The following is a 20,772-nucleotide window of genomic DNA, read 5'->3' on the forward strand; positions in this document are numbered from 1 at the left end:
AGACGTCACGATCGAAGACGTACCGAACGAAGACGTACCGAACGGTGCGCACCGCCCGCCCCGCGAAGGGAATCGTCAGGTGAACAACAGGCCGCCCTCCGTACTTGGTCTCGCCCTGCAGCTCGCCGGGCCGGCCACCGCAGGCGCGCTCGCCGAGCGGCTGTGGCCGGAGACGGTGGCCGCGCTGTCCGAGCGTCTCCGTGTGCCGGAGTCGGCGGTGGAGACCCTGACGGCGTGGGAGGAGCAGGGGCTGTGGCGCGCAGCGACCGATGACGTCGGGGAATTCCTGCTCCGCGCGGCGGCGACCGGCGATCCGGAGATCGCCCGTGTGCTGTACGTCGAACGGCACCGCCGGGTACCCGAGTTCCTGTCGGCGATCCTGGCCGCGGCCGACCCCACGGACCCGCGCTGGTATGCGGCGGGCGGGCTGGTCCCGGCCGTGCTGGAGAACCCCGGCGGCCTCGAGCTCGAACCGGCCCTGCACGGCCCCTTTCCCGAACTGGTCGAGCACGCCGTCCTCCACCTGGGCCGGGACCTGCCGCTGCCCGTGGTGCTCGATGCCTGTCTGCACCTCGCCCGGCTTGCCGGTGCCCCGGCGATCGGGAACCTCGCCAAGAGCATCGAGGCGACGGCGGACGAGCTCGCCCACCCGGGGCTGGCCGAGCTGCTGCGCTCCGCCGCCGCGGCGCCGGACCCGGGGGCCTTCCTCCAGGAGCGGCGGCCGGCCGGCGAGTGGACGGACCCGGCCCATGCGCACGCCCTGCTGCGGGTGCGCATGGAGGAACGCGACGTCGAGCAGCCCGCCGGTCTCGGCTGGGAACTCATCCTGCGCGAGCACGACCGGCGGCCCTTCGGCGGGAAACGGGTTCCCTCCGAGAACCGTCATGCGAACCCCTTGGTCCGCCTCGTCGGGTGGGAGGGCTGCCCGGACGAGCTGATCGGGGAGTGCCTCCCCGACAGCTCCTGGGCGGTCCTCCGCGCCGGCGCCCGGATGCCCTTCGAGGAAGTGGCCAGGATGTGGACCGGAAAGGGGCCGGACGGCAGGATCGTCAGGCACGGTGTCCTCACGGGCCATCTCGACCGCGTGCTCGGCGAACTGACACCGGCGCGGGACGTGCTGGACGCCCTCCCCTACGACCATGAGCCGACCCGCGAGGCCGTCGCCGCTCTGGTCGCCCCGCTGGGCGCGGACCCGGTCAACTGGCTGACGTTCTACGCCCGCATGGGCCGCACCGACGGCACCGCCCCCGAGCTGATCGCCGACGCCGCCTCGGCCGGCTCCCCCAAGAAGCGCACCACCACCTGGCCGCGCCCCCTGGAGGCGGTGTTCCCGGTCACCGCCCCCGGGGATTCGCGCGCCGTGTTCCTCAACGTCCTGCAGTGCGCCCCGGAGGCCGCGCAAATCGCCGTCGTACCGCATCTGGACGCCCGCGCCGTACAGCACTTCCTGGTGTACGGCGATCCCGCCCCGGCCGTCCGGGAGGCGCTCGTGGCCACGCACGGCGTACCGGCCCTCGCCTCGTACGCCTCCAGCCGCAAGCTGCCCGACGCCACGCTGGAGTACCTCCTCGACCTCGACGAACCGGCCGTCGACGCCAACCTGTTCGCGCACTGCCACATCGACCAGCGGGAGCGGGAGCGGATGCTCGCCGGGCGGCTGCGCGGTGGCGGGACGCGCAGCGAGGTGCCCGGGGAGCTCCTCGACGCGCTCGACGAGGTCAATCTCGGCCACTACCGCCACTGGCTGATCGCGGGGCTGGAATCCGGCGATCTCGGGGTGGCCCGTAAGATCGTCGGCCGCCTCAGATTCGCGATGCCGGCGGCGCGGCTGCGGCTGCTGACCGCCGTCTGGGAGCGCGGCGGCCCGGACGCCGTCCGCGAGATCCTGGCCATGGACCGCCTCCCGGTCACCCTCCGCCGTCAGACGGAGAAGCTCCTGGACGCCCCGGACGGACTGGAGCGGCTGCGCGACCGGCTCGCCGCCGAGGAGGACCCGGCAAAGCTGCTCGGGCACCCGCCGTCGCGACTGGTCGGCGACGGCGTCCCGCTCCCCTGGGCCGCGCTGGTCGAGGCGCAGCGCACGGGCCGTCTCCCGGACCATCTCCCGGCCGCCCTGGCGGAGCTTGCGGACTGCCCACGGGAGATGCGGCTGGCGGCGCTGCGCAGCACGCCGCCCGCGCACCCCCGGGGCTTCTACGACCGCGGAAACTGGGTCTGGCGCACCCTGGCATCCGGCGCCCTGACCCCCGAGGACCTGCTGGCCCACGCCGCACCCGCGCAATCGGCCCTGCACCACCTCGTCGAGGCCGTCACCAAAGCGCCGGCCACGGACCGCCTGGCCTTGCGCGCCCAGGTCACCGCCCTCACCGACGCCCACCTCGGCGGCAATGCCGAAGCCTGGGCCGTCTGTCTCCAGCTGCTGCCGACGTTCGCCGGCACGCTCACCGAGCTGATATCCACCGCCGGTGCGGTGGCCCGCGTCTGACCGCGGGGCCGTCCGGGGTCAGCTCCAGCGCCCGGTACGCCCCAGCAGCAGCGCCGTGGCGGCCGTACCGGCGGTGGAGGTGCGCAGGACGGTCGTCCCGAGGCGGTACGGCTTGGCGCCTGCCTCGGCGAAGGCGGTCAGCTCCTCCGGGGAGACGCCGCCTTCGGGGCCGACGACGAGCACGATCGAGCCCTCGGCGGGGAGTTCGGCGGTGGCCAGGGGGGTGCTGCCCTCTTCGTGGAGGACGGCGGCGAAGTCGGCGTCGGCGAGGAGCGCGGCCACCTGCTTGGTCGTCAGCGGATCGGCGACCTGGGGGAAGGTGAGGCGCCGCGACTGCTTGCCCGCCTCGCGGGCCGTGGCGCGCCACTTGGCCAGCGATTTGGCGGCCCGCTCGCCCTTCCACTGGGTGATACAACGCGCCGCCGCCCAGGGCACGATGGCATCCACGCCGGTCTCGGTCATGGTCTCGACGGCGAGCTCGCCGCGGTCGCCCTTGGGCAGCGCCTGGACGACGGTGAGGGTGGGCACCGGCGGGGCCTCGGTGCGGATTCCGCTGACGGCGACGGTGAGGCGGTCCTTGCCCTCCACGGCGCCGACCGTGCCGTAGGCGCCCGTCCCCTGACCGTCCGTCAGCACGACCTCCTCGCCCACCCGCAGCCGCCGCACCGACACCGCGTGCCGGCCCTCCGGCCCGTCCAGGGTCAGCGAGCCGCCGGCCCGTACGTCCGCGAGGGAGTCGACGAGAAAGACCGGGGCGGTCATGAGGCGCCGCCCCCGGCAGAGAGGTTCAGCGCGGCGCGCGCCGCGTCCATCTCACCCGCCAGGATCTCGACGAGCCGCCCGGCGGGCAGCTCCCGGGCGAGCCGGTGCCCCTGCCCCGCCCAGAGGCTGAGGCCCTGTGCGTCACCGGCCTTGGCCGCGGCCTTGCGCACGGTGGAGGTGAGGTAGTGGACGGCGGGGTAGGCGGCCGGGGCGTACGGTCCGTGCTCGCGCATGAAACGGTTCACCAGGCCGCGGGCCGGACGCCCGGAGAACGCCCGGGTCAACTCCGTATGCGTGAACAGGGGGTTGGTCAGCGCCTGCTTGTGCAGCGGGTGCGCGCCCGACTCGGGGGTGGCGAGGAAGGCGGTGCCCAGCTGGGCCATCGACGCCCCGGCGGCCAGCACCGCCGCGATCTGTGACCCCCGCATCAGCCCGCCCGCGGCGATCAGCGGGATCTGCACCGCCTCGCGGACCTGGCCGAGCAGCGCCAGCAGTCCCAGCCCCGCGCCGCTCCCGTCCGCATGCGGATCGTCCCGGTGGGTGCCCTGGTGGCCGCCGGCCTCGATGCCCTGGACGCACACCGCATCCGCGCCCGACCACTGCGCGGCCTGTGCCTCGGCGGCCGTGGTGACCGTGACGACGGTGTACGTACCGACCTTGGCGAAGGAGTCGAGAACGGCCCGCGAGGGGCAGCCGAAGGTGAACGACACCATCGGCACCGGGTCTTCCCGCAGTATCGCGAGCTTGGCCTCGTAGCCGTCGTCGCTGGGCCCGTCGATGTCGCCGAGCTCGGTCTCGTACCAGGCGGTCTCGCCGGCGAGCTGCTCGCGGTAGACCTCGACGGCGGCGGGGTCGGCCAGCGAGGGCTGCGGCATGAAGAGATTGACGCCGAAGGGCCGGTCGGTCAGCGACCGCAGCTGTTTGATCTCCTGATACATGCCGTCGGCGGTCTTGTAGCCGGCGGCGAGAAAGCCGAGACCGCCGGCGCCGCAGACGGCGGCGGCCAGCCCGGGTCCGGAGCCGCCTCCCGCCATCGGCGCCTGCACGATCGGGTAGCGGCAGAGATCGGTCAGTGCGGTGGGCATGGCTACATCGTGTCACGGGACGCGCCGAGCCCCCGCATCAGGGGCTCGGCGCAGGTCAGGGGCCCAGAAGGTACGGACCTAAGGGCCGTTGCGGTGTCTTCCCGGGGGACAACCCCTGGTGGGACTACCGCCCGTTGAACGCATCCTTGAGGCGCGAGAACAGGCCCTGCTGCCCCGGCTGGAACTGCCCCGTGGGCCGTTCCTCGCCGCGCAGCTTGGCCAGCCGCCGCAGCAGCTCCTCCTGCTCGGGGTCGAGCTTGGTGGGCGTCTGCACCTCGACATGGACGATCAGATCGCCGCGGCCGCCGCCGCGCAGATGCGTGACACCGCGCTGGTGCAGCGGGATCGACTGGCCGGACTGGGTACCGGGCCGGACATCGATCTCCTCCACCCCGTCCAGCGTCTCCAGCGGGCACTTCGTGCCCAGCGCCGCCGCCGTCATCGGGATGGTGACCGTGCAGTGCAGATCGTCGCCGCGCCGCTGGAAGACCGGGTGCGCCAGCTCGTGGATCTCGACGTAGAGGTCACCGGCCGGGCCGCCGCCGGGGCCGACCTCGCCCTCGCCCGCGAGCTGGATGCGGGTGCCGTTGTCGACACCGGCGGGGATCTTGACCGTCAGCGTGCGACGGGAGCGGATCCGGCCGTCACCGGCGCACTCGGGGCACGGCGTCGGCACGACCGTACCGAAGCCCTGGCACTGCGGACACGGCCGCGAGGTCATGACCTGGCCGAGGAAGGACCGGGTGACCTGCGAGACCTCACCGCGGCCGCGGCACATGTCACAGGTCTGCGCGGACGTACCGGGCGCCGCGCCCTCGCCGGTGCACGTCGTACAGACGATGGCGGTGTCGACCTGGATGTCCTTGGTCGTACCGAAGGCCGCCTCGTTCAGCTCGATGTCGAGCCGGATCATGGCGTCCTGGCCGCGGCGGGTGCGCGAGCGCGGGCCGCGCTGCGAGGCCGTGCCGAAGAAGGCGTCCATGATGTCGGAGAAGTTGCCGAAGCCGGCACCGAAACCGCCCGCGCCGCCGGCGCCGCCCGACTGCGAGAGCGGGTCGCCACCGAGGTCGTAGACCTGCTTCTTCTGCGGGTCCGACAGCACCTCGTAAGCGGCGTTGATCTCCTTGAACCGCTCCTGGGTCTTCGGATCCGGGTTCACGTCCGGGTGCAGCTCGCGCGCCAGCCGACGGAAGGCCTTCTTGATCTGGTCCTGCGAGGCGTCACGGCTGACGCCGAGGACCGAGTAGTAATCCGTGGCCACTTACGACTCCGCGAGGATTTGTCCGACGTAACGTGCCACTGCGCGTACCGCTCCCATCGTTCCGGGGTAGTCCATGCGGGTCGGTCCGACCACGCCGAGTTTGGCGACTGCCTCGTCGCCCGAACCGTAACCGACGGCCACGACCGATGTGGACGTCAGGCCTTCGTGGGCATTCTCATGCCCGATACGTACGGTCATGCCCGAGTCCTTGGCTTCCCCGAGCAGCTTGAGCAGCACCACATGCTCCTCAAGGGCCTCCAGCACCGGGCGGATGGTCAGGGGGAAATCGTGTCCGAAGCGCGTGAGGTTGGCGGTGCCGCCGATCATCAGCCGCTCTTCGGTCTCCTCCACCAGAGTCTCCAGCAACACCGACAGCACTGTCGAGACCGTGCCGCGGTCGTCCTGCTCGAAGGACTCCGGGAGATCTTGCACCAACTGGGGCACATCCGTGAAACGGCGCCCCACCACACGGCTGTTGAGCCGCGCCCGCAGATCCGCGAGCGAGGTCTCGCCGAACGGCGCCTGGCAGTCGATCAGCCGCTGCTCGACCCGTCCGGTGTCGGTGATCAGTACGAGCATCAGCCGGGCCGGGGCCAGCGCCAGCAGCTCGACATGGCGGACCGTGGACCGGGTCAGCGACGGGTACTGCACCACCGCCACCTGGCGGGTCAGCTGCGCCAGCAGCCGGACCGTGCGACCGACGACGTCATCGAGGTCGACGGCGCCGTCGAGGAAGTTCTGGATGGCCCGCCGCTCCGGGGACGACAGCGGCTTGACGCCCGCCAGCCTGTCGACGAAGAGGCGGTACCCCTTGTCGGTGGGGATCCGCCCGGCGCTGGTGTGCGGCTGGGCGATGAATCCCTCGTCCTCCAGGGCGGCCATGTCGTTGCGGATGGTGGCCGGGGAGACGCCGAGCTTGTGGCGCTCCGTGAGCGCCTTCGAGCCGACCGGCTCCTCCGTGCCGACATAGTCCTGGACGATGGCGCGCAGCACTTCGAGCCTGCGTTCACTGAGCATTCCGCGCACCTCCAGTCCTGCCATGTCGCCATCCGGTCACTCCTGGCACTCACACGGGCCGAGTGCCAGACCGTAAGCCAGTGTACGGCCGGGTAGCGCAACCGCGGCAAGGGCAGCCGTAACGAACCGTCGCCGAACCTCCGCCGGGTGACCGTGATCGGTCGTTCTTGGCCGGTCTGTCGGGCAACGCTATCGCGATGGAGCTAGCGTCTCGGTATGCACAGTGCTTGGGAAGAGGCCGGGTGGGAACGGCTCGGTGAAGGTGTCGCCAGGCGGCGGATGCCGGGCTGGGACGAGACCATCGGCGTGATCGCCGGATCGACCGGGGTGATGATCGTCGACACCGGCGCGTCCCTGCGCGACGGCGCCGATCTGCGGCGTGCGATCCGTGGCGTGCTGGGCCGGGACGTGACGCATATCGCGCTCACCCACCCGCATTTCGATCATGTCCTGGGCACCGCCGCGTTCGCCGGGGTCGAGGTGTTCGGCGCGACCGGGCTGGCGGATCTGCTGCTGCGCGAGCGGGACGAGCTGCGGCGGGACGCGGAACGCCACGGCATCGACGCGCATGCCGCCGCCGAGGCCACCGATCTGCTGGTGCGCCCGCATCACCATGTGCACGACGAACTGGCCGTCGACCTCGGCGACCGGCAGGTCATCCTCGCCAATGTCGGCCCCGGGCACACCGCCCACGATCTGGCCGTCCTGGTGCCTGGCCGGCACGGCGCCCCCGCGATCGTCTTCTGCGGCGACCTGGTCGAGGAGTCCGGCGAACCGAGCGCCGGCCACGACGCGCTGCCGCAGCAGTGGCCGGCGGCGCTGGACCGGCTGCTGGCCCTCGGCGGCGAGGACGCGGCGTACGTACCGGGGCACGGGGCGGTCGTGGACGCCGCCTTCGTACGGGCGCAGCGGGATGCGCTCGCCGTGCGCTTCGGGGTGACGCCCCCCGCCTGATCCTCCCGCCCGGCAAGCCCGTCCCTTACGCCACCCGCTCACCAGAACAGGACCCCCGCCACCCCATGCGCAGCAAGCAGTACGGCCCCGACCTCACCCCTCCCTGGAAGAAGCAGCAGCCCGCGCCCGAGGTGGCGGCCGAGGCCGATCTCGTCGTGGAGGAGGTCACCACCGGCTTCTGCGGCGCCGTGATCCGCTGCGAGAAGACGGCCGAGGGGCCGACGGTCACCCTGGAGGACCGCTTCGGCAAGCACCGGGTCTTCCCGATGGCGCCGCGCGGATTCCTGCTGGAGGGCCGCGTCGTCACCCTCGTACGGCCCCGGAGCGGCCCGGCGCCGAGCCGTCCGGCCCGTACGGCGTCGGGATCGCTCGCCGTGCCCGGCGCCCGCGCCCGCGTCGCGCGCGCCGGGCGCATTTATGTGGAAGGGCGGCACGACGCGGAGCTGGTCGAGCGGGTCTGGGGCGACGACCTGCGGATCGAGGGCGTGGTCGTGGAGTACCTGGAGGGGATCGACGATCTGCCGGCGATCGTGCGGGGGTTCGCACCGGGGCCCGATGCCCGGCTGGGGGTACTGGTGGATCACCTGGTGCCGGGGTCGAAGGAGTCCCGGATCGCGGCCGAGGTCACCGGGGAGCATGCGCTGGTCGTCGGCCATCCGTACATCGATGTGTGGGAGGCGGTGAAACCGGCGTCGGTGGGGATTCCGGCGTGGCCGTCCGTCCCGCACGGCCAGGACTGGAAGACGGGGGTGTGCCGGGCGCTGGGCTGGCCGGAGAACACCGGAGTGGCGTGGCAGCGGATCCTGGGCTGCGTGCGGTCGTACAAGGACCTGGAGCCGGCGTTGCTGGGGCGGGTGGAGGAGCTGATCGACTTCGTTACGGTCGGCGGTGCGGCTTGACGTTGGGGAGGGTGCCGAACTCCGAGGTGTCCAGCTCGATGCCGAGCATGGGCAAGGACACGGACTCGCCGAATTTACTGATGTGCTGACACCGGTAGTCGGCCTCTTCACCGCTGTAGGCAGGATCGGTGAGCAGCACGCACTGAGCCATGATGGGGTCGATGATGAGGGATCTTTCCCGCTGCGTAGATCGAGCGCTTGACGCCGTAATCGCGGTCGACGCTGTTCTTGGAGACGACCTCGACCAGCATCGTGATGAGCTGGGCGGGCAGCAGGCGGCCTGATTCCGGCCCCGCATCGCGGTCCAGCACGACGAGGTCCGGCTGAGGCTCACTGGTTTCGCTCAGCAGATCGATGTTCTGCGTCTGGAGGCAGTCCCACTTCTGGTCCGGGATCTGCCGCAGCGCCCTCAGCACGATCCGGTTGTGCACCAGATCCGGCCCCGCCATCATCACGATTTCCCCCCGCAGGAGTTCCGCCTTGAACCCATCGGGAACCTCAAGGCCCTCGAACATCTTGACGATGTGTGTGATCGGCCGGTCATCCACCGCAGTCATCTCCGTGGCCCTCCGCTTCCACCATCGTCCTAGTACGACGGCAGCCTGGGGACAGCTCGGGCGGATGCTCAGCGCACCCGCATTGGTTCACTCGTACGAGTATCAGTCCACCAGATCCCGCACCACCGCGTCAGCCAACAACCGCCCCCGCAGTGTCAGAACGGCCCGTCCGGCCTCATACGGCCCCGCCTCCAGCAGCCCGTCCGCCAACGCCCGCTCCGCCGCCCGCGCCCCCGCGGAGGCCAGGATGTCCAGCGGGCAGCCGTCCGCCAGCCGCAGCTCCAGCAGGATGCGCTCCACCCGCCGGTCCTCGTCCGGCAGGATCTCGCGGCCCGCGCCCGGGGAGCGGCCCTCGGCCAGGGCCTGGGCGTAGGCGCCGGGGTGCTTGACGTTCCACCAGCGGACGCCGCCGACGTGGCTGTGGGCGCCGGGGCCCGCGCCCCACCAGTCGGCGCCGGTCCAGTACAGCTCGTTGTGGCGGCAGCGGGCGGCCTCGGTGGTGGCCCAGTTGGAGACCTCGTACCAGGTGAAACCGGCCGCGGCGAGGCGTTCGTCGGCGATGAGGTAGCGGTCGGCGTGGACGTCGTCGTCGGTCATCGGGACCTCGCCACGGCGGATCCGGCGGGCGAGCTGGGTGCCCTCCTCGACGATCAGGGCGTAGGCGGAGATGTGGTCGGGGCCGGCGCCGAGGGCCGCGTCGAGGGAGGCCCGCCAGTCGTCGTCGGTCTCGCCGGGGGTGCCGTAGATCAGGTCGAGGTTGACGTGCTCGAATCCGGCCGCGCGGGCCTCGGCGACGCAGGCCTCGGGGCGGCCGGGGGTGTGCGTACGGTCGAGGATCTTCAGGACGTGCTGCCGGGCGCTCTGCATGCCGAAGGAGATGCGGTTGAAGCCGCCGGCGCGGAGGTCGGCGAGGTAGCGCGGGTCGACGGATTCCGGGTTGGCCTCGGTGGTGATCTCGGCGCCCGGGGCGAGGCCGAATTCGTCGCGGATGGCGGCCAGCATGCGGACCAGATCGGCGGCGGGGAGGAGGGTCGGGGTGCCGCCTCCCACGAAGACCGTCTCCACCGGGCGCGGGTCGTCGCCCAGCACCTTGCGGGCCAGCCGGATCTCCTCGACGACGTGGTCGGCATAGTTGTCGCGAGAGGCCAGGGCGCCGCCGGAGCCGCGCAGCTCGCTCGCGGTGTAGGTGTTGAAGTCGCAGTAGCCGCAGCGGGTCGCGCAGTACGGAACGTGGAGGTAGAAACCGAGGGGTCGCCCGGCCGCCCCTGCCAGCGCAGAGCGGGGCAGCGCCCCGTCCTCGGGCATCGGCTCACCATCAGGCAGTGCGGAAGGCATGGCATCCATTGTCCGTCATGGCGGAGGCGTGGCGTCCCGCCGCCCGTTACGCCTCCCCCGCCGCCTGGAGGACCAGCAGCGCCAGGTCGTCGTCGGGCGGGGTGGGCGCGAAGGAGTGCACCGTGTTGCGGATGTGATCCGCGATGGCGGTGGCACCCAGGCCGGTGCAGGCGGCGAGGGCCGTGGCCAGGCCGTCCTCGTCGTCGAAGAGCCGGCCGTCGGAGCGGCGCTCGGTGACCCCGTCGGTGACGCACAGCAGCGTCTCCCCGGGGCAGAGGTCGAACGATTCGCTGACGTAGCTCGCGTCCTCGACGACGCCCAGCAGCATCTGCGGCGCGGCGACGACCCGGACCGCGCCGTCCGCGCCCAGCACCAGCGGGAGCGGGTGGCCGGCGCTGGCGAGGGTGCAGCGGGCGCCGCCGGGGCCGCCGTGGTACGGCACGATCTCGCCGTAGAGGAGGGACAGGAAGCGGGCCTGCTCACCCTCCTCGCGGATCTCGACGGGGGCCTCGGCGCCCGCGCCCGCGGCCGCCACGGCTGCCGCGACCGCCGCCACGGAATCGGCGGCCTCCCGCGCCATCGTCTTGTTGAGGCGGTCGAGGACCTCGGCGACCCCGAAGCCGTCGCGGGCCAGCAGCCGCAGCACCGGGCGGGCCAGGCCGGTCACCGCGGCCGCCTCGGGGCCGCTGCCGCAGACATCGCCGAGGGCGAAGCACCAGCGGCCGTCCCCGGCGTCGAAGAGGTCCCAGAAGTCGCCGCCCGCCCAGGCGCCCTCACGGGGCTCGTAGACCACCGCGGACTCCACGCCGGGCACCTGCGCGCGGCCCCGGGGCAGCAGCCGGCGCTGCAGAACCTGGCTGATGCGTTCCTGACGGCTGTAGGCGCGGGCGGTGGCCACGGCGCGGGCGACCCGGCGGCACAGGTCCTCCACCAGGCCGATGACCTCGTCGGGGAAGCGGAGCAGACCGGCCCGGCCGAGCAGGAGGGTGCCCAGGCGGCGGCCGCCCGCCACCAGGGGGCAGGCCAGGGCCGCGCCACCAGGGCCGTAGCCGTTCGGCTCCGGCGGCCAGGGCCAGCGGACCGCGGCGGGCGTGCTGCTCAGGCCGGAGTGGTGGCCGGCCATCGGGGGCGGGTCCTGTTCCAGGGCGCTGCGCAGCGAATCGATCCGGCTCTCGTGGGAGTGCCAGACGCGGGCCAGCCGCTGCGCCTCGCCGTCCCCCTCGATGCCGCGGCCGGGCGCGCCGCCGTCGCCGTCGTACAGCCACACCGCGCACCAGTCGGCGAGCCGCGGCACGGTCAGCTGGGCGGCGAGTGAGGCGACCTGGTCGGCGTCGAGCTGGCCGGAGAGCAGATCGGAGGCCTCGGCGAGGAAGGACAGGGCGCCCTGGTGCACCCAGTCGCCCTCGGAGACGTGCCGCACGGTGCGGCGCGGGGTGGGCGCGAGGAGTTCGGCGGCGTGCAGGCCGCGCTGCAGCAGCTGGTTGTCGAAGACGCCCTCCGCATCCGGCCGGGCGCCGTTCTCGGTGCCCGCGGGCAGCCGGAACCATACGGTCTTCCGGGCGCGGCGGTAGGTGATGCCCCAGGACTCGGCGACCGCGCTGATCAGCTGCAGTCCATGGCCGCCGCCTTCGGACGCCGGGGCCTCCTCGCGGGCGCGCACCGGGCGGGCCGGGTGGTGGTCGGAAACCTCGATGACGACGGCGGTGCGGGCCGTGCCGTCCGGCCTGTCGGGGTCCGGGGGCGGGCCTGCGTACGGATCCGGGCTCCCGTAGAGATCGGCGCTCCGGTACGGGTCCGGGCCCTGGTACGGATCCGCGCCCTTGTAGGGATCAGCGGTCTCGTAGGGATCAGCAGCCTCGTAGGGATCCGGCCCGTCCCCCGGCTCCAGGCAGCAGCGCAGCTCGACGGCGGTGCCCGCGTGCACCACGGCGTTGGTGACCAACTCGCTGACCAGCAGCACCGCTTCGTCCGCCAGCCGGTCGGTGAGATCCGCCGAGCCGGGCAGCCCCTGGGCGGTCCAGTCGGCGAACACGGTGCGGACGAACTGCCGGGCGGCGGCCGCGGCGCGCGGGTCGCCGGGCAGATGGGCGGCGCGGGAATGCCCGCCACGGGGACGGCCGTCGGGCATCGCGCACGCCGTCATGATGCCGGCCGGCAGGGCGTCCAGTGATGCGTCCGGTGGTGATGAAGTTGTCGTCCTCATTGACCAACTCCCGAGCAGCTCCGCGTCAGCGCCGGGTGCGCCACCGACAGAGTGACAGACCGAGCGCGGCCATAAGCACGGAGTCACCGAAGTTGCTGCTCAAGGGGGTCGATTCGGCTGACACGCCAAGGGAGTTGGCCGACATGTACCAGATGTCCGGTGGTGAACCCGCTCCCGGCCGCCCGTACGGGGCGGCGGGGCGGCCGGCGACGGCACTCACGCCACCCCGGGCCACCCCGCCCCGCCGGCCGGCGGGTCCGCCGTCACGCCTCCCGCGCCCCGGCGTACATCTCCTCGATCAGGTCCTTGAACACCCGCTCCACCACCGGCCGCTTGACCTTGAGGCTGGGCGTCACCTCGCCGTGCTCGATGTCCAGGTCGCGCGGCAGGATGCGGAACTTGCGGATCTGCTGCCAGCGCTGCAGCCCCTCGTTCACCCGCTCGACATAGCCGTCGACCAGCTCGCGGACCTGGTCGGTGGCGACGACCTCGGCGTATGTGGCGCCCAGGCCGCGCTCCTTGGCCCAGCCCATGATCGTCGGCTCGTCGAGCGCGATCAGCGCGGTGCAGAAGTTCCGGTTGGCACCGTGCACCAGCACATTGGAGACGAACGGGCAGACCGCCTTGAACTGCCCCTCGACCTCGGCGGGCGCGATGTACTTGCCGCCCGAGGTCTTGATCAGGTCCTTCTTGCGGTCGGTGATCCGCAGATAGCCGTCCGCGGACAGCTCGCCGATGTCACCGGTGTGGAACCAGCCGTCGGACTCCAGCACCTCGGCCGTCTTCTCCGGCAGCCCGTGGTAGCCCTGCATGATGCCGGGACCGCGCAGCAGGATCTCCCCGTCCTCGGCGATGCGGACCTCCGTGCCCGGCAGCGGCTTGCCGACGGTGCCGGTGCGGTACGACTCGCCGGGATTGACGAAGCTGGCGGCGCTGGACTCGGTCAGGCCGTAGCCCTCCAGGATGTGGATGCCGGCGCCGGAGAAGAAGTAGCCGATCTCCGGGGAGAGCGCCGCCGAGCCGGACACCGCGGCGCGCAGCTGCCCGCCGAACGCCTCCCGCAGCTTGGCGTACACCAGCGCGTCGGCGACCTTGTGCTTGGCGCCGAGCGTGAACGGCACCGAGGCGTTGCCGGTGCGCTTGAAGTTGTCCTGCGAGACCTTGGCGTACTCGCGGGCCACCCCGGCCGCCCACTGGAAGATCTTGTACTTGGCGCCGCCACCCTCCCGGGCCTTGGCCGCGACACCGTTGTAGACCTTCTCGAAGATCCGCGGCACCGCGGCCATGTAGGTGGGCCGGACCACCGGCAGATTCTCGATGATCTTGTCCACGCGGCCGTCGACGGCGATGACATGCCCGACCGAGATCTGACCGGCCGTCAGTACCTTTCCGAAGACATGCGCCAGCGGCAGCCACAGGTACTGCACATCGTCCTCGGTCACGAGCCCGGTCGCCTGGATCGCGCGCGCCATGTACGCCCAGCAGTCGTGCGGCAGCCGTACGCCCTTGGGGCGGCCGGTGGTCCCCGAGGTGTAGATCAGCGTCGCCAGCTGGTCGGCGCGCAGCGCGGCGACCCGCTCCGTGACGCAGTCCGGGTTCTCCTCCAGATGGGCGGCGCCGCGCTTCTCCAGGTCGGCCAGAGAGAGCACCCAGCCGTCGGGGTCGTCCTCGGCGGGCCGGGCGTCCGCCTCGTCGATGACCACGACATGCGCGAGCTCGGGCAGCCCGGCGCGCTGCTCGCGGGCCTTGGCGAGCTGGGCGGCGTCCTCGGCGATCAGCACCCGGCTGCCGGAGTCGGCCAGGATGTAGGCCGTCTCCTCGGCGTTGGTGCTGGGGTAGACCGTGGTGGTGGCGGCGCCGGAGCACAGCACACCGAGGTCGGCGAGGATCCATTCGACGCGGGTGTTGGCGGCCAGCGCCACCCGCTCCTCCGGCCGGACGCCCAGCGCGATCAGCCCGGCCGCGACGGCATGGACCCGCTGCGCGGCCTCGGCCCAGGTGAGCGCCTTCCAGCCGTCGGGGCCACTCCCCGAGGACGGCGGGACCGGATAGCGATAGGCCTCGGCATCAGGAGTGGCCGCCACCCGCTCCAGGAAGAGTGTCGCCACCGAGGGCGGCCGGTTTTCGATCAGCGTGTGGGTGTCCGTCACGGCATCCTCCGGGGCCCGCATCGTTGCTGGTGACTCGCGAGTAACCTTTGAGCGTGATCAGAGTAGAGCGCGTTGCGCCGACGCGTAAGGGGCTGCGGCCGACTCGTTCACGATGTGACCAGTGCGATAGGTGCACAGAGCACGCATAGGGCATGCGCATCCTCCGACAAAGCGCCCACGAGGCCCTGCGACAGGACTGAAACTCCAGGTCACGGCCGTATCACGGGGCACGCAAACCGGACCTGCAACGCTCCGTACGCGCCACGAATGCACCCCGCGTACGCGCCGATGCCCACCCGGACAGACGACAGGGCGCCGGTTCCCGGGGAACCGGCGCCCTGCTGTTCACGTGCCGTGTCGGCTACTTCTTCTTGTCGCCGTCGGTGTCCGAGGACAGCACCGCGATGAAGGCGTCCTGCGGCACCTCCACGCTGCCGACCATCTTCATCCGCTTCTTGCCTTCCTTCTGCTTCTCCAGCAGCTTCCGCTTACGGGAGATGTCACCGCCGTAGCACTTGGCGAGGACGTCCTTGCGGATGGCGCGGACCGTCTCACGGGCGATGACCCGGCTGCCGATGGCGGCCTGGATCGGCACCTCGAAGCCCTGCCGCGGGATCAGCTCACGCAGCTTGGCGACCAGCCGGACACCGTAGGCGTAGGCCTTGTCCTTGTGGGTGATCGCGGAGAAGGCGTCCACCTTGTCGCCGTGCAGCAGGATGTCCACCTTGACCAGGTCGGACGTCTGCTCACCGGTGGGCTCGTAGTCCAGCGACGCATAACCGCGCGTCTTGGACTTCAGCTGGTCGAAGAAGTCGAAGACGACCTCGGCGAGCGGCAGGGTGTAGCGGATCTCGACCCGGTCCTCGGAGAGGTAGTCCATGCCGAGCAGGGTGCCGCGGCGGGTCTGGCACAGCTCCATGATCGCGCCGATGAACTCGCTCGGGGCCAGGATCGTGGCCCGTACGACCGGCTCGTGGACCTGGTCGATCTTCCCGACCGGGAACTCGCTCGGGTTGGTGACGGTGTGCTCGGTGCCGTCCTCCATGTCCACCCGGTAGACGACGTTCGGCGCGGTGGCGATCAGGTCCAGCCCGAACTCGCGCTCCAGGCGCTCGCGGATGACCTCGAGGTGCAGCAGCCCCAGGAAGCCGACGCGGAAGCCGAAGCCGAGGGCCGCGGAGGTCTCCGGCTCGTAGACCAGCGCCGCGTCGTTGAGCTGGAGCTTGTCGAGGGCCTCGCGCAGCTCGGGGTAGTCCGAGCCGTCGAGGGGGTAGAGGCCCGAGAACACCATGGGCTTGGGATCCTTGTAGCCGCCGAGCGGCTCGGTGGCGCCCTTGGTGTGCTGGGTGATCGTGTCGCCGACCTTGGACTGCCGGACGTCCTTCACACCGGTGATGAGATAGCCCACCTCGCCGACGGAGAGGCCGTCCGCCGGCGTCATCTCCGGCGAGTTCGTCCCGATCTCCAGCAGCTCGTGCGCGGCACCGGTGGACATCATCTTGATGCGCTCGCGCTTGTTGAGCGTGCCGTCGACGACCTTCACATAGGTCACCACACCGCGGTACGCGTCGTAGACCGAGTCGAAGATCATCGCGCGGGCGGGCGCGTCCTTGACGCCGACCGGCGCCGGGACGTCGCGGACCACGCGGTCCAGCAGCTCGGGCACGCCGACGCCGGTCTTGGCCGACACCTTCAGGACGTCCTCGGGCTCGCAGCCGACCAGGTTCGCCAGCTCGGCGGCGAACTTCTCGGGCTGCGCGGCCGGCAGGTCGATCTTGTTCAGCACGGGAATGATCGTGAGGTCGTTCTCCATCGCCAGGTAGAGGTTGGCGAGGGTCTGGGCCTCGATGCCCTGGGCGGCGTCGACGAGGAGGATGCACCCCTCGCACGCGGCGAGGGAGCGCGACACCTCGTAGGTGAAGTCGACGTGGCCCGGCGTGTCGATCATGTTGAGGATGTGGGTGGTACCACTGCTCTCCTCGCCCTCGGAGGGCGACCAGGGCAGCCGGACCGCCTGGGACTTGATCGTGATGCCGCGCTCGCGCTCGATGTCCATGCGGTCGAGGTACTGCGCGCGCATCTGCCGCTGGTCGACGACACCGGTGAGCTGGAGCATCCGGTCGGCGAGCGTCGACTTGCCGTGGTCGATGTGCGCGATGATGCAGAAGTTACGGAGGAGAGCCGGGTCGGTACGGCTCGGCTCCGGCACGTTCGTAGGGGTCGCGGGCACGCAGGGTCCATTCAGTGAACGCGGGTTTGGCGGGACTCGGATATATGACGTCTCCCCCATGGTCCCATGCGCGGACGGCGCGGGTCGTTTTGGGCGGGGCGGGATGGGGCCGGGACGGGGATCCGGACGCTGCCGGGCGGGGGAGGCGAGAGCCGGTTTCCGGCCGCCGGGGCGGCTCCGGCCGGCTCCCGGGGAACGGCTCAGCGGACGGCTCAGGGCCGGTTTGGGAGGGCGTAGACCCTGCTGGTAACCTGGTCCACTGCGCTTCGTGCCCTCTCTCGTACGCGGCGCATCTCGAAACTCCAACGAACCTGAAAAGGCTCTTTCGTGGCGAACATCAAGTCCCAGATGAAGCGGATCAAGACCAACGAGAAGGCTCGTCAGCGCAACAAGGCTGTCAAGTCCGCTCTGCGCACCGCGATCCGTCGCACCCGCGAGGCCATCGAGGCCGGCGACGCGCAGAAGGCCGCCGAGGCCCAGGCCCTGGCTGCCAAGAAGCTCGACAAGGCCGCCAGCAAGGGTGTCATCCACAAGAACGCCGCCGCCAACAAGAAGTCGGCGCTGGCCAAGAAGGTCGCGGGCCTCAAGGGCTGAACCCTTCGCGTGACTGCTTGATCCGCAGTACCCCTGCCGACAGGGACCCAGCGGCCCCTCTCTCCGCTCCCTGATCGGTGCACCACCGCGCCGCACACGGCCTGCGTTCGCCACGCGGGTGCGGCGCACCCGGCCCGGCCGGCGGATCCCGCCGACGGAGCCGCAACTGCTCGAAACAAAGGCCCCGCCTTTGCCCCTTCCCCAGGGGCGGAGGCGGGGCCTTTGTTCGTGGGTGGCCGGTGTGGGCTGATCGCCGGTGTGGGCTGGTGGCCGGAACGGTGAGCGGGGCCCGGAGGAGCCCTCGGCGGCGTGCGGCCCGGCCAGGGAGCTGCGGCCCGGCCAGGGCCCTCAGCGGTGGGACCGCGCCGCGCGGGCGATGGCGACGACCGCCTTTTCCAGGGCGTACCCGGGGTCGTCCCCGCCGCCCTTGACGCCCGCGTCGGCCGCGGCCACCGCACGCAGCGCCGTGGCAACGCCGTCCGCCGACCAGCCGCGCATCTGCTGGCGCACCCGGTCGATCTTCCACGGCGGCATGCCCAGCTCGCGGGCGAGGTCGCCGGGGCGGGCACCGCGGGGGGCGGAGGCCAGCTTGCCGATGGCCCGGACGCCCTGGGCGAGGGCGCTGGTGATCATGACGGGGGCGACGCCGGTCGCCATCGCCCAGCGCAGCGCCTCCAGCGCCTCGGCGGCCCTGCCTTCGACGGCACGGTCCGCAACGGTGAAGCTCGAGGCCTCGGCGCGGCCGGTGTAGTAGCGCGCGACAACGGCCTCGTCGATCGTGCCCTCGACGTCGGCGGTCAGCTGCGAACAGGCCGACGCCAGCTCGCGCAGATCGCTGCCGATCGCATCGACCAGCGCCTGGCACGCCTCCGGCGTCGCGGACCGCCCGGCCGCCCGGAACTCGGCCCGTACGAACGCCAGCCGGTCCGCCGGCTTGGTCATCTTGGCGCAGGCCACCTCGCGCGCCCCGGCCTTACGGGCGGCATCCAGCAGCCCCTTGCCCTTGGCGCCACCGGCGTGCAGGAGGACGAGGGTGATCTCCTCGGCGGGCGCGCCGAGATACGCCTTGACGTCCTTGATGGTGTCCGCGGAAAGGTCCTGGGCGTTGCGCACCACGACCACCTTGCGCTCGGCGAAGAGCGAGGGGCTGGTGAGCTCGGCGAGGGTGCCGGGCTGCAGCTGGTCGGAGGTGAGGTCGCGGACATCGGTGTCCGCGTCGGCGGCGCGGGCGGCCGCCACCACCTGCTGCACGGCACGGTCGAGGAGCAGGTCCTCCTGGCCCACGGCGATCGTGACGGGGGCGAGCGGGGCGTCGTTAGCTGTCTTCCTGGCCATCGCGGTCCAGCATCCCACGCCCCACTGACACCCCTGTCCCGGCCGCCGTCCCGGCCGCCGCTCCGGGCGCTCTCCCGCTGCCGGACAATGGTCCGGTGAACGATGCACAACACCTACGGCATGTCCTGGTCCTCCCCGACCGCGATGCGGCGGAGGAGCTGGCCGAGCAACTGACCGAACATCTCGGCCTCCGCGAGGAACCCCAGCTCGTACGGGACGCCCTGGCCGGCGAGGACGACGCCGAGGACGCGCAGTGGCTGGTGGTGGTCGAGGACCCGGACGCGGCCTACGACCCGGCGCGGCTGGACGGGCTCGCGGCGGAGTACGAGGGGTGGCGGGAGGCGGAGTAGGGGGGGTGCCCGGGGCCGTGGTGGCCTGTCCGGCGCTCCCCCTACCCGGCCACCACCGGCCTACCCGGCCACCACCGGCTCACGGTCCAGGGTGATGCCGAAGTAGGTGCGGTAGGCGGCCAGCACCTCGCCCTCGGCCAGCTCGCGCGCGTCGCGGGCGGCGCCGAGCCCGGTGGTCACGAGCGACCGGCCGGAGAGGGTGACCCGCCCGGTCTCCGTCAGCCGCGAACAGACCAGGGACCGCACGAAGTGGGACCGGGGTGAGGTGCGGTGCCACCAGCACCCGGCCTCGAAGTCGGTGAGGACGCGCGGGCGTTGTTCGATGCGGTACTGCGGGGTGCCGTCGCGCAGGACGTCGAGGTCGCCGTCCGGCGTCTCCTCGATGCGGAAGACACCGCCCGGGTCCTCCTGGTCGGCCCGGCTGTCCAGCCGCAGCGGAAGGTGACTGTTCCTGCCGAAGCCGACGTCCGCGAGCCAGGGCCCGGTGGGCAGATCGACCCGCAGCACGAGATGGTCGTACGGGATGCCGAGCCCGTCGGGGCCGAAGACGCGGGCGGCCAGCAGCTCTACCTCGTAGCCCAGGCCGCGGAGCAGCGTGGCGAACGCCCCGTTCAGTTCGTAACAGAAGCCGCCGCGCCGGGCGTCGACGATCTTGTCGAGCAGCGGCCGTTCGGCGAGCACGATCTCCTCGCCGAGGTGGATGGAGAGGTTCTCGAACGGGACATGCCGCAGATGGCCCAGGTGCAGGGCGCGCAGCGCATCGACGTCCGGGGCGCCGGGGCGCAGGGCGCCGATGCGGAGGAGGTAGGCGTCGAGGGCATCGGGGCCGACCGCGGTGTCCATGGCTTCCATGATTTCCCTCGTGTTTCCGGTACGGGCGACGGCCGTGCGGGGTGCGCTGCCGGTGTGCGTCGGGCGTGCGATGGTCATCCGCCCGGCGTCCGCTCGGAGGCGAACCAGCGGCGGGTACGGTCGGCCACCGCGGCGGGCGTGCCCGCGATGACATCGGCGAGGGTCTGGGCGGCGAGCTCGCGGCGCCAGGCCAGCTCGGCCTTGCGCATCGCCGTCGAAATGCCGCAGGGCCGGCCGTACTCCCGGTCGGGCGCCTCGGCACCCGACCCCTTGCGGCGGATCTCGGTGCACCGGAACGCGTCCTCCGTGCCCTCGATCGCCGCAACGACATCCATCAGGCTGATCCGCTCCGGCGGCCGGGCGAGCCGGAAGCCACCGCGGGCACCAGGTGTGGAACTCAGGATTCCGGCCCTCACCAACGCCTGTAGCCGCTTGTTCAGATAGGCCTGCGGAAGCTCGAAGGACGCCGCGAGCCGAGCCGTCGACACGGGCCCTTCGCCCTCCAGCCAGGCCAGCGTCACACAGCAGTGCAGGCCCCACTCGACGCCCTCGCTCATCCTCATGGCCGCGAGTCTATCGAATCTGGAGGTTGGAGGTCCTGGTTCCGTGCCGTCTCCGTGCCGTCTCCGTGCCAGCGGTCGGCGGGCCTGCGCGGGGCGGCGGCCCGGCCCCGGAAGACGGTGGATGAATGGTGGATGACCGG

At 71.9% G+C, this 20,772-nt stretch carries 16 protein-coding genes and 1 pseudogene; 5 read left to right on the forward strand and 12 right to left on the reverse strand.

Annotation, left to right across the window (positions count from 1 at the left end):
• Positions 1-79 precede the first annotated feature (79 nt).
• The gene (locus ADL29_RS37540) at positions 80-2,485 is read left to right on the forward strand and encodes a hypothetical protein (RefSeq protein ID WP_157878672.1); all 2,406 of its coding nucleotides are present in this window, start codon (positions 80-82) and stop codon (positions 2,483-2,485) included.
• 18 nt (positions 2,486-2,503) lie between these two features.
• Here ADL29_RS37540 and ADL29_RS37545 read toward each other — a convergent pair whose 3' ends face one another.
• From ADL29_RS37545 to hrcA, 4 genes are all read right to left on the reverse strand, one after another.
• Positions 2,504-3,247, reverse strand: coding sequence for a 16S rRNA (uracil(1498)-N(3))-methyltransferase (locus ADL29_RS37545; protein ID WP_053927955.1), 744 nt, complete (start codon positions 3,245-3,247; stop codon positions 2,504-2,506).
• Positions 3,244-4,332: a nitronate monooxygenase gene (locus ADL29_RS37550; RefSeq protein ID WP_053927956.1), complete on the reverse strand. Its 1,089-nt coding sequence runs from the start codon at positions 4,330-4,332 to the stop codon at positions 3,244-3,246. Before ADL29_RS37550 ends, ADL29_RS37545 begins: the two co-directional genes overlap by 4 nt.
• A 124-nt stretch (positions 4,333-4,456) precedes the next feature.
• The gene (dnaJ, locus tag ADL29_RS37555) at positions 4,457-5,593 is read right to left on the reverse strand and encodes a molecular chaperone DnaJ (protein ID WP_046928070.1); all 1,137 of its coding nucleotides are present in this window, start codon (positions 5,591-5,593) and stop codon (positions 4,457-4,459) included.
• Positions 5,594-6,610: a heat-inducible transcriptional repressor HrcA gene (hrcA, locus tag ADL29_RS37560; RefSeq protein WP_046928069.1), complete on the reverse strand. Its 1,017-nt coding sequence runs from the start codon at positions 6,608-6,610 to the stop codon at positions 5,594-5,596.
• Between the two features lie 216 nt (positions 6,611-6,826).
• Here hrcA and ADL29_RS37565 point away from each other — a divergent pair, with 216 nt between their 5' ends.
• Together ADL29_RS37565 and ADL29_RS37570 are read left to right on the forward strand one after the other, a co-directional pair.
• Positions 6,827-7,564 carry an MBL fold metallo-hydrolase gene (locus ADL29_RS37565; RefSeq protein WP_053927957.1) on the forward strand — a complete coding sequence of 246 codons (738 nt, stop codon included), beginning with the start codon at positions 6,827-6,829 and terminating at the stop codon, positions 7,562-7,564.
• A gap of 65 nt (positions 7,565-7,629) precedes the next feature.
• Positions 7,630-8,463, forward strand: coding sequence for a DUF3097 domain-containing protein (locus ADL29_RS37570; RefSeq protein WP_053927958.1), 834 nt, complete (start codon positions 7,630-7,632; stop codon positions 8,461-8,463).
• Here the strand turns inward: ADL29_RS37570 and ADL29_RS37575 are convergent.
• From ADL29_RS37575 to lepA, 5 genes and pseudogenes are all read right to left on the reverse strand, one after another.
• Positions 8,441-9,020: pseudogene (locus tag ADL29_RS37575) on the reverse strand (Uma2 family endonuclease). The gene ADL29_RS37570 and the pseudogene ADL29_RS37575 overlap by 23 nt on opposite strands.
• A gap of 102 nt (positions 9,021-9,122) precedes the next feature.
• A complete protein-coding gene (gene hemW / locus ADL29_RS37580) occupies positions 9,123-10,355 on the reverse strand; it encodes a radical SAM family heme chaperone HemW (RefSeq protein WP_053928075.1) in 1,233 nt (410 codons plus the stop codon).
• Between the two features lie 46 nt (positions 10,356-10,401).
• On the reverse strand, positions 10,402-12,498 hold the full coding sequence (locus ADL29_RS37585; RefSeq protein ID WP_053927959.1) for a SpoIIE family protein phosphatase: 2,097 nt from the start codon (positions 12,496-12,498) through the stop codon (positions 10,402-10,404).
• A 323-nt stretch (positions 12,499-12,821) separates the two neighbouring features.
• The gene (locus tag ADL29_RS37590) at positions 12,822-14,708 is read right to left on the reverse strand and encodes an AMP-dependent synthetase/ligase (RefSeq protein WP_053928076.1); all 1,887 of its coding nucleotides are present in this window, start codon (positions 14,706-14,708) and stop codon (positions 12,822-12,824) included.
• A 361-nt stretch (positions 14,709-15,069) separates the two neighbouring features.
• Positions 15,070-16,938: a translation elongation factor 4 gene (gene lepA, locus ADL29_RS37595; protein ID WP_053927960.1), complete on the reverse strand. Its 1,869-nt coding sequence runs from the start codon at positions 16,936-16,938 to the stop codon at positions 15,070-15,072.
• A gap of 327 nt (positions 16,939-17,265) precedes the next feature.
• Between lepA and rpsT the strand changes: the two genes are divergently transcribed.
• Positions 17,266-17,532: a 30S ribosomal protein S20 gene (gene rpsT, locus ADL29_RS37600; RefSeq protein WP_046928064.1), complete on the forward strand. Its 267-nt coding sequence runs from the start codon at positions 17,266-17,268 to the stop codon at positions 17,530-17,532.
• Between the two features lie 348 nt (positions 17,533-17,880).
• Here the strand turns inward: rpsT and holA are convergent, their stop codons facing one another.
• Positions 17,881-18,867 (reverse strand): DNA polymerase III subunit delta, encoded by a 987-nt coding sequence (gene holA, locus ADL29_RS37605; RefSeq protein WP_046928063.1) that lies wholly within the window; start codon positions 18,865-18,867, stop codon positions 17,881-17,883.
• A 95-nt stretch (positions 18,868-18,962) separates the two neighbouring features.
• Here holA and ADL29_RS37610 point away from each other — a divergent pair, with 95 nt between their 5' ends.
• Positions 18,963-19,217, forward strand: coding sequence for a hypothetical protein (locus tag ADL29_RS37610; RefSeq protein WP_046928062.1), 255 nt, complete (start codon positions 18,963-18,965; stop codon positions 19,215-19,217).
• A gap of 60 nt (positions 19,218-19,277) precedes the next feature.
• On the opposite strand, the gene ADL29_RS37615 is transcribed toward ADL29_RS37610, so the two are convergent.
• Both ADL29_RS37615 and ADL29_RS37620 read right to left on the reverse strand, forming a co-directional pair.
• The gene (locus ADL29_RS37615) at positions 19,278-20,060 is read right to left on the reverse strand and encodes an arylamine N-acetyltransferase family protein (RefSeq protein WP_053928077.1); all 783 of its coding nucleotides are present in this window, start codon (positions 20,058-20,060) and stop codon (positions 19,278-19,280) included.
• A gap of 83 nt (positions 20,061-20,143) precedes the next feature.
• Positions 20,144-20,632 (reverse strand): RrF2 family transcriptional regulator, encoded by a 489-nt coding sequence (locus ADL29_RS37620; protein ID WP_053927961.1) that lies wholly within the window; start codon positions 20,630-20,632, stop codon positions 20,144-20,146.
• Positions 20,633-20,772: the final 140 nt, after the last annotated feature.

It is taken from the genome of Streptomyces chattanoogensis (assembly GCF_001294335.1).
Classification (GTDB): domain Bacteria; phylum Actinomycetota; class Actinomycetes; order Streptomycetales; family Streptomycetaceae; genus Streptomyces; species Streptomyces chattanoogensis.

Bases quoted from the DNA above. Each gene is read 5' to 3' on its own strand.
- ADL29_RS37615 (WP_053928077.1), bottom strand. From the start codon at position 20,060: ATGGACACCGCGGTCGGCCCCGATGCCCTCGACGCCTACCTCCTCCGC.
- ADL29_RS37585 (WP_053927959.1), bottom strand. From the start codon at position 12,498: ATGACGGCGTGCGCGATGCCCGACGGCCGTCCCCGTGGCGGGCATTCC.
- ADL29_RS37620 (WP_053927961.1), bottom strand. From the start codon at position 20,632: ATGAGGATGAGCGAGGGCGTCGAGTGGGGCCTGCACTGCTGTGTGACG.
- hrcA (WP_046928069.1), bottom strand. From the start codon at position 6,610: ATGCTCAGTGAACGCAGGCTCGAAGTGCTGCGCGCCATCGTCCAGGAC.
- ADL29_RS37550 (WP_053927956.1), bottom strand. From the start codon at position 4,332: ATGCCCACCGCACTGACCGATCTCTGCCGCTACCCGATCGTGCAGGCG.
- ADL29_RS37545 (WP_053927955.1), bottom strand. From the start codon at position 3,247: ATGACCGCCCCGGTCTTTCTCGTCGACTCCCTCGCGGACGTACGGGCC.
- hemW (WP_053928075.1), bottom strand. From the start codon at position 10,355: ATGCCTTCCGCACTGCCTGATGGTGAGCCGATGCCCGAGGACGGGGCG.
- ADL29_RS37570 (WP_053927958.1), top strand. From the start codon at position 7,630: ATGCGCAGCAAGCAGTACGGCCCCGACCTCACCCCTCCCTGGAAGAAG.
- holA (WP_046928063.1), bottom strand. From the start codon at position 18,867: ATGGCCAGGAAGACAGCTAACGACGCCCCGCTCGCCCCCGTCACGATC.
- ADL29_RS37565 (WP_053927957.1), top strand. From the start codon at position 6,827: ATGCACAGTGCTTGGGAAGAGGCCGGGTGGGAACGGCTCGGTGAAGGT.